At 68.0% G+C, this 7,616-nt stretch carries 7 protein-coding genes; 5 read left to right on the top strand and 2 right to left on the bottom strand.

Features of this window, described 5'->3' with window-relative positions; genetic code table 11:
• Positions 1-5: 5 nt before the first annotated feature.
• Positions 6-374, bottom strand: coding sequence for a hypothetical protein (locus tag QOL99_RS12925; protein WP_285524395.1), 369 nt, complete (start codon positions 372-374; stop codon positions 6-8).
• A gap of 289 nt (positions 375-663) precedes the next feature.
• Here QOL99_RS12925 and QOL99_RS12920 point away from each other — a divergent pair, with 289 nt between their 5' ends.
• Together QOL99_RS12920 and QOL99_RS12915 are read left to right on the top strand one after the other, a co-directional pair.
• Positions 664-2,238, top strand: a complete 1,575-nt coding sequence (locus QOL99_RS12920) for a hypothetical protein (protein ID WP_285524393.1) — start codon at positions 664-666, stop codon at positions 2,236-2,238.
• 181 nt (positions 2,239-2,419) lie between these two features.
• Positions 2,420-2,830, top strand: coding sequence for a hypothetical protein (locus QOL99_RS12915; RefSeq protein WP_285524391.1), 411 nt, complete (start codon positions 2,420-2,422; stop codon positions 2,828-2,830).
• A 91-nt stretch (positions 2,831-2,921) separates the two neighbouring features.
• Here QOL99_RS12915 and QOL99_RS12910 read toward each other — a convergent pair whose 3' ends face one another.
• The gene (locus QOL99_RS12910) at positions 2,922-3,695 is read right to left on the bottom strand and encodes a hypothetical protein (RefSeq protein ID WP_285524389.1); all 774 of its coding nucleotides are present in this window, start codon (positions 3,693-3,695) and stop codon (positions 2,922-2,924) included.
• A gap of 545 nt (positions 3,696-4,240) precedes the next feature.
• Between QOL99_RS12910 and QOL99_RS12905 the strand changes: the two genes are divergently transcribed.
• The 3 genes from QOL99_RS12905 to QOL99_RS12895 all read left to right on the top strand — a co-directional run bounded on the left by QOL99_RS12905 (position 4,241) and on the right by QOL99_RS12895 (position 7,405).
• On the top strand, positions 4,241-5,944 hold the full coding sequence (locus QOL99_RS12905; protein WP_285524388.1) for a WD40 repeat domain-containing protein: 1,704 nt from the start codon (positions 4,241-4,243) through the stop codon (positions 5,942-5,944).
• Between the two features lie 184 nt (positions 5,945-6,128).
• Positions 6,129-6,671 (top strand): hypothetical protein, encoded by a 543-nt coding sequence (locus QOL99_RS12900; protein WP_285524386.1) that lies wholly within the window; start codon positions 6,129-6,131, stop codon positions 6,669-6,671.
• Positions 6,672-6,991: 320 nt separating this feature from the next.
• Positions 6,992-7,405 carry a response regulator gene (locus QOL99_RS12895; RefSeq protein WP_285524384.1) on the top strand — a complete coding sequence of 138 codons (414 nt, stop codon included), beginning with the start codon at positions 6,992-6,994 and terminating at the stop codon, positions 7,403-7,405.
• Positions 7,406-7,616 lie beyond the last annotated feature (211 nt).

The following is a 7,616-nucleotide window of genomic DNA, read 5'->3' as shown; positions in this document are numbered from 1 at the left end:
AGGCTCTAAATGAACGTTGTACTAGTCAGCAGTTGTCCCTGGAAGTTCCGTTTGTCGAGGGCCATGACCCAGCGTGTCCCGACAGGAAACTTGCGGATGGCCGGGTAGGTGTCTAGTCCGCCCGCCCCCAGGATGCGGAGGGTACGGCTGGAGGATTGACCTGCGTACGTCTTTAGCACCCGGACTTCCATCACCTGCGGCTCGCGGCCCTGGCCTGGCGAGTGCCTGCGGACCTCCACCTGCGCCACCAGATCCGCTGTCTTGACGACGTGCCCAAAGGGAGCGAAGGCGCAGTTCGTCGCCTGGGCTTGGGGGAGGGTGATCAGCGCCAGAGTGCCCAACAGGGCGTACCGCAGGAGGGAAGGCCGGGGCATAGAACCTTGTACCGCCTGCGGCTGACAGTGGTCTGAGATGTTCCATGCCCTTGCTTCTTCCTTCCCCTTGAGGGCCGAGACCAAGGTGTCCCTGAGACGGCGTCCGGGCCTGCGCTCCGCCCTGATGCTCCATTGGCCTGGTCCTTGACCTAGATCCTATTTGATGAGGGGAGCCTGGGCTCCGAGCGGACCACAGGACGTTCCGGGAGGGACGTCACTGGAATGTGGCGCTCCTATGGACATCGAAGTGTGCCAGACCGCCGTCAGCCTCAGCGTCTACCGTGTGGGCATGCCAATGCGCGCCCTCGCTCTGACCTTGATGCTTTGCCTGGGTCCGGCCGCCCTGGCCCAGGCCTTCCCAGCGGCCGTTCAGCGGAGCTCGGCCACCTCCAGCACGCTGTCCACCACCGAGACCACTGACGTCCAGGTCGGCCTGAAGGCCCCGACCTTCGCTGGCCTCTATGTCGAGGGGCCGCAACTCGTCATTCAGGTCACCGACGACCGCCCGGCCTCGCGTGCGGCCGTTCTGAAGGTGCTGCTCGAACACCGCGGAGCCGATCTGAAGGCGCAGGGCCTCGACACCGAGCGTCCCCGCTTCGAGGTCGTGCAGTACAGCGCCCTGCAACTCGCGCAGGCCAAGGACGCGGCGAGTGGGATTCGCGGCTGGACCTCCATTGGAGTGAGCCACCAGCACAACCGGGTCATCGTTGCTCTCGCTCTTTCTGAGTATCTCCAACCCGCCCAGGCCCACCTGAAAGCGCAGGGCATTCCCCTGGACATCGTGGTGTTCTCGGTGCCCAGGCCGGAGGCCCTTCCTGCCCACACCACCTGGAGCGTGCCCCACCGCACGGCCCTTCAGGTTCCCAACCAGGTCGCGCAGGGTGACATCCTGCCGATCAACTTCTGGTTCACCTTCACGGGCGGGGCACCGCTGGACTTCGATGCGGGGCTGTGCGCCTCACTGAAATGGCAGATCAAGGACGCGGCGGGAAAGGTCGTTCGCCCGGCTCCGGGCAACGTCAGTTGCGCGGATGTGCGGGTCATCAAGCGGCTCCAACCGGGCGCATCGGTCAATCTCACCCGCCCGGACCCGGCCAGCCCCGGCGAGTACTGGGACCTGCGTGACCCGTTCGGCAAGGCGTTGCCGCCCGGCAAGTACACCCTGCAAGCCGCCTTCGGACAGGGCGACCGGGTGCTGCGCCCGGCAGACGTGGGCTTCACCATCCTCCCAGCGGCCCCAGACGGCGGCGTCGAACAAGCCTTGAAAGCCTTCTGGTTCGGAAATTCCCTTGGAGCCCCGGAGCGCACGCCCCGCTTCGTGACTCGGAACGGGATGCAACTTCTCGAACTCGCGGTGCCGGACCTGCGGGCGCAGCGGGCCACCGAGCGCGAGGCCCGCGAGAAGGGTATTTCGCTCGCCCGTGTCCGGTTCACCCGGCTGCCGCAGCCCCAGATACCGCCGGTGGGACGGGCGGCGCAGGCCACCTTGACGGTGTCGGACCTCAGCGTGCGTGAGGATCGACAGAGCACCTTCGACGTCAGGCTGAACGTCCCGGCGGCGACCCGGCTCCTTTCGCTGGCAAAGAGCTGCGAGTTCATTGTCGTGGTGCTGAACCCGGCCGGTGAAGCGGTCCACGGGCGCCGTCAGACCCGCTTTTTCCCCAGGGAGGAAGGCGATCAGGCCGCCTGCCCGCGCGGCGACACCCTGCACCTGAACCTGTTCAGTTCCTGGAATGGCCGCCTGACCGATGGGCAACTCGCTCCCGCCGGGCGGTATCAGGTGCGGGCCGGGCTGCGGTTGACGCGCAAAGACGGCCGGATCGAGTGGCTGAGCGCCCCGCCTGCCTGGCTCGAAGTGAAGTGAGCGCCTCCGTCCACAGGTCTTCAACACCCGGAAGCGTCAATGAAGTACGGTCGAGTTCCAACGTCTCTCCCGCGAGGTGAATCCGATGCACTACACCCTCTTATTCGCGCTGTGCCTGCTGCTTCCCAGTTGCGGCGGCCTTGGCCTTCCCTCCGTTCAGCCGGGTCCTCCAGGATCAGCCGTGATTGACCGTCCCGCGGCCTGTCTCCAGGGCACGCCTTTCCAGATCCGCAAGATCAGCGAGCAGGTGGCCAGTCGTCTGACCGCCTATCAGGCCGGTCAGCTCGCGGACGTCCCCTTCCAGGTGGAACTCGCGCAGTGCTTCGGGGAGCGGGAAGCGTTCCTCGACGTCTTCGCCGACCCCCGCATCACGCCGAGGCCCGGCAGTGAAGCTGTCTTCCGCAGTGACGCGTGGCGGCAGGCGAACTATGACGCCTGGGCGGCGGCGGTGACCCAGCTGCGGGCCCCGCGCTACGTGCAGCTCACCCAGGCGGTGGAGAGGGCTGGGGGCCGGGTCCTGGAAACCCGGCTGGTGGGCCAGATCATCCGCGCCGAGCTGCGTCCCAGTGGGCTGATCACCCTGCTCTCCTAGCGCGACGACCTCCTGATGGTGTACCTCCCTGGGGAGATCGCCCCCTCACCGGACCGGTAAGCACCCGGACGCCCATCTCCGCGGGGCAGGTTCAGCGGATTCGGATGCTCTGCACCAGCTGGTCGAGGGCCCCCAGCTGGTGATGCTCCGCGTTCAGGCGAGCACGCGCCTGGTCCCGGTACCGGAGCCACGCCCGCGGGTCCAATGGGCGGCTGCTGACCTCCACCGGGAAGCTGGTCGGCGCATAGGGCAACCTCACCGACACGACATGCTGGCCGTCCTGGGTCAGGCCCTGGAAGGTATAGAACACCGCCCGGCGGGGATACTCCACCGACGTCTCCTGCGCGTAGATGGCCAGGTAGCGCACACCCTGAAGGTGCGTCGTCTTCATCTGCCGGGCAGCCCCGGTGACCGCCTGCGCCGCGTTGATCAGGGGCAGGTAGGGCAAGCCCGGCCAGCGGTCCCGCATGACTCGGAGGTCGACCTTGGCCTTTCCCAGACTCCGCAACCGGTCAACCTGCTCGGCGATGAGCTTTTTGGTGCCTTCTCCCCGGGCGAGGGTCAACCAATTCTGCACCGGGGTCACGGTGACGAAATAAGGCGGCATGTCCGCCGGGTACGCCGACGCCCAGCGTGGACCGGGCGGGTCGAGAACCACCCGTACCTGCGCGGGCGAGAGGTACCAGTACGGCCCGGCGTTCGGCACGCTTTCCGGATAGATGAGGGTAGGGCGGACTTCGGCGCGCACGGCGTACCCGGGAGCCTGCAACGTGACGTAGGGCAGGAGTGCGGTCTGCCCGGGCCGTGACTGGGCCGACACCGGAGAGGCCATCAGCAGGGCCAGCAGCAGAGCGGCGCGTCGCATGCGGGCAGCATAGGCGGGGGGGCTGATGCAGGGGTGAGGATGTGCAGGGGCGCCGCGAAGTTCAAGGAACCCTTGGCGAGGCGCGGACCACGGTGACCCATGGCGCTCCAGTCCAGTCCTGTTCTCTCACGCCCCGTCAGCCCGCGCTCCATAGGGTGGAGGCCCATGAAGCTCATGCCCCGCCGCTGGTTGCTGGCCGTCACCCTCGCCTGCGCGTCCCTGACCGGCACGGCCTCTGCCCTCCAAGGAACGGCCCTCGGCACGGCCCTCATCCCAGGCCACGCGGCGGGCACCTTCGACACCCTGAATTCCCCGGCAGGCTTCGCCNCTCTGCCCTCCAAGGAACGGCCCTCGGCACGGCCCTCATCCCAGGCCACGCGGCGGGCACCTTCGACACCCTGAATTCCCCGGCAGGCTTCGCCGGGGGGCTGGCCTGGGGACCGGACGGCACCGCCTACACCCTGGACGGGGCGCGGGTCCTCTACCGCTGGAACGCGCAGACCGGACGGCCCCTCTCCCGCCGGGTCCTCACGCCCCCCGCCAGCTTGCCAGACGCGAAGGCCGACTTCGGGCCGAGGTTGCGCCTGGAGGGCTACCGCGCAGACGGCGGTGCGCTGACCGGGCCATTCATTCGGGTCCAGGGCTACAAGCGGGGAACGACGTATCAGACCGCCTATACCCTGCGAGCGGATGGCCGGGCCGTGCTGGGAGACCTCTGCGCTGCTTCGGCAACGCGCGTGGTGGGTTGCGCCAGTGGTTCCCGCGCGACCGTGCTCCCCGCTCAGTCGGGACGGGCGACCGTGCGTCTGGAGGGCCGTGGGGGACCGGTCAGCGACCTCCTCCTGCCCGCTGGACGGGTGCTGGACGTGGAGCCCTCGCCCGACGGCACGCGGGTGGCGGTCTTACGCACCGTGGAGCAGCGCGAATACGACCCGGCCGCACCGCTGTACCTCGACGTGGCCACACGGGACGGCAAGGTGCTGTCGAGGCAGGTGCTGGGCAGCTTTGGGGTCAGGCGCGACGGCGAGCCCCAGGTGCGCTGGGTGGACGAGGGGCGGCTGCTGACCGCGACGCCCCGGACCCCCTCTCTCACCTCCAGCCCCAGCGGACATCAGGTCAGCCTGTGGAGCCTGAGCGGTCAGGGCCCCCGCTGGACGGTGGGGGCGGGTGAACTGCGGGATGCCGTGCCCTCACCGGACGGCACGCGGTTCCTGACGGTGCGCGCAGGCAGCGTGCCCGAGGTCCGCCGCGTGTCGGACGGCGCCTTCGTGCGTGCCCTGGGGGCGGCGGTCACCGCGTCGGTTCCGCTACCTGGAGGAAGTGCACTGGTGGCGCTGGACACCGGCAACGGACAGGGCGAGTTGCGGGCGGTGCGTCCAGGGAGCCAGGGGCGGCGCCTGGGCGGACCGGGACTCGAAGGCGTGGCCGAGTTGGCCGTGAGTCCAGACGGGACCTTCCTGGCCGCCGCCCGCCCCGGAAGTATCGCCGTGCTCGACCGCGCGGGGCGCAGCCTGCACACCCTCGCGCTGCCAGGCAACCTGTACTGGACCGAACTGGCTTTTCCCGGCGCCAAGACGCTGTTCGTTCGGTTGGAGGATGGGGGCGTCAGCGGCGGGCAGAGCCGCACCTGGGACGCGGCGACGGGACGGCTCCTCAGTCAGGAGGCGAATACTCGCCCGGTGGGGAAGGTGTGGCTGCGGGCAGAGACCCGGCGGTTGCCCAGCGGCGTCTTCCAGTCCCGGCTGGGGGCAACGGGGCTGAGCGGCAAGACGCTGTGGCAGGAGGCGTGGCGCAGCGGCGCCCGCCCCTCCTTCCTGCCCAGTCCTGACGGCCGGGCGGTGGTGCGGGGGGTGGCCCGACCGGTCCAGGGTCAGAGTGAGCAGGCCGACCTGTACCTCTACCGCCTGGATCCACGCACCGGGCAGGCGGACCCCGGCCTGACCCTGCGGACGGGCAACCCGAAGGAGGCGTACCGAGGCCTGCGCCTGCTGAGCTACGCACCGGACCGCCGGTTCGTCCTGCTGGGCGAGGGCGCGGGAGACGGATGCGGCGGTGCCTTCTACGGCCTGCGGCTGGCGGACTTGGAGTCGCGGCGGGAGGTGAAGCTGCCGGCAGGGCTCACCTCGGGGCTGACGCGTTTTTTCGGGTGTGGTCAGCCGGTGCCAGTCCCTACCGCCGCTTTCACGCCGGAAGGCAAGGAGATGCTGGTGCGCGACGGCAACGAGGTGAGCTGGTGGCGGCGACCGTAAGTTCGGAACCGTACGGCGAGTGAGATGCTGAGCGCGGAATGGCGGGATGGGAGGAGGGAGCATGTTCCGGCTCGCTCAGACCGAGCCTGACCTCGTCACCCTACTGACGCCAGGACCTCTGTCGCTGGGTCGCATAATCACGGGGCCTTCGATCCCCCGCCCGCGACTGCCTTACCCTCACCGCATGACGCCTCTCCGCGTGGGTTGCCTGCTCCTTCCGATCGGGTTGGCGCTGGGCTGGGGGATCCTGTACTGGATGTTCATCTGGCAAGGTGGTCTGGACTTCCACAATCCTGCCTCGGCCCGGGACTGGATCAGGGTCTGTGCGCGTGGCCGTGAGGACGTCTACTGCAAAGCAGCCCACCGTGTGATGAAGGACGTCCAGGAGCCGGTCGTCTTCCTGCATCCCAACGCGGGGGACCGAGAGATCACCGCCGCGCTGAGGAGCTGGAAGGGAGGGATGCCTACCCAGAAAGAGCTGGACGCCGTTGCGCGGGCCAACCTGCTGAGGGGCCGTGCGCTGCGCTCGGGCACGATGTCCTCGTTGGATGGCCAGGCACGCCGGGTCGTGTGCCCACTGCCGGACAAGCCGGCGGCCTGCCGGGTCGGTTATGTTGAGGTCTGGCGGCGCAATCAGCCTCAGACGTCAGAAGACGGGGCTGTGTACGCCACTGTGGGCTCAGGCCGCGGCCTGAACTTCTTTCTCCCTCCAGATGGTCTGCGGTGAGCTGCCAGGAGTGTCGCAGCGACCTTCCGGTGCTGTTCATGGTGATGGGCTTGGCCCTGTTGGCCGCAATCAGGGGCTGAGATTGGACCGTGGTGCGCCGGTTCACCGGGACAGCACGATATTCCAGACAGCAGCACAGGGCTTTGAGATGGCGCGGGAAGCGTTGGACCGGCTGATCTAGGGTCGGCTTTCCGAGTCGAAGACCTCCCCACATCTGCCTTGGTAGGAGGGCTGTCACGCGCTTCCCGCCGAGCAGCGGAGGCCATGCTGGCTGGACGGTGAAGGCCTGTCATCTTCACGCCACCTTTATCCTGGGGGCCATGACGCCTCCCCAGCACTTCCTGCTGATTGACGACAACGTGGCGGACCAGCTGCTGGCGCAGGAGGCGTTTGAGCAGCTCTGCCCGGAGTGCACGCTCCAGATCTTCTCCGGTGGTCGACCGGCCTTGGAGTGGCTCCACTCCACGCCGGACCACCCGGACGTGATCCTGCTGGACGTCAACATGCCGGAGATGAACGGCTTCGAGGTTCTGCAAGAACTGAAACGGAACCCCCGCCTCGCCCTGATTCCAGTGGTGATGCTGTCGACGTCCGGGGCGCGGGGGGATGTCAACACGGCATACACGCTGCATGCGAGTTCGTATCTGGTAAAAGCGCCTGGCTTCGACGCGTTTCTCCAGCAGATCGACACCTTCCTGACCTACTGGCGGGAGACCCGACTCGCGCACGCCTGACGGCGAGCGTCTGCTGTTCCAGTGGAGACCAAGCCGAGCGCACTCGGCATCTGCCTGTTGGCTCTGGAGTGCTCCCCGAAAACTGGACGGTCAGGACTAGAGACGCAGGCTCGCCCCCAGCCCTAGGCTGGAAAGCGAGGCCACCTCTATGAAAACCCGTCAGTTTTCCGAAGACCAGATCATCAAGCTCCTCCAGGACGCCAAAAAGGGC

Source organism: Deinococcus rhizophilus (assembly GCF_030271215.1).
GTDB classification, from domain to species: domain Bacteria; phylum Deinococcota; class Deinococci; order Deinococcales; family Deinococcaceae; genus Deinococcus; species Deinococcus rhizophilus.
Note: the sequence above shows the minus strand (reverse complement) of the source record. Positions and strands in the feature narration are given on the sequence as shown.

Coding starts and splice junctions, on each gene's coding strand:
- QOL99_RS12925 (WP_285524395.1), bottom strand. CDS start 374: ATGCCCCGGCCTTCCCTCCTGCGGTACGCCCTGTTGGGCACTCTGGCG.
- QOL99_RS12920 (WP_285524393.1), top strand. CDS start 664: ATGCCAATGCGCGCCCTCGCTCTGACCTTGATGCTTTGCCTGGGTCCG.
- QOL99_RS12910 (WP_285524389.1), bottom strand. CDS start 3,695: ATGCGACGCGCCGCTCTGCTGCTGGCCCTGCTGATGGCCTCTCCGGTG.
- QOL99_RS12900 (WP_285524386.1), top strand. CDS start 6,129: ATGACGCCTCTCCGCGTGGGTTGCCTGCTCCTTCCGATCGGGTTGGCG.
- QOL99_RS12895 (WP_285524384.1), top strand. CDS start 6,992: ATGACGCCTCCCCAGCACTTCCTGCTGATTGACGACAACGTGGCGGAC.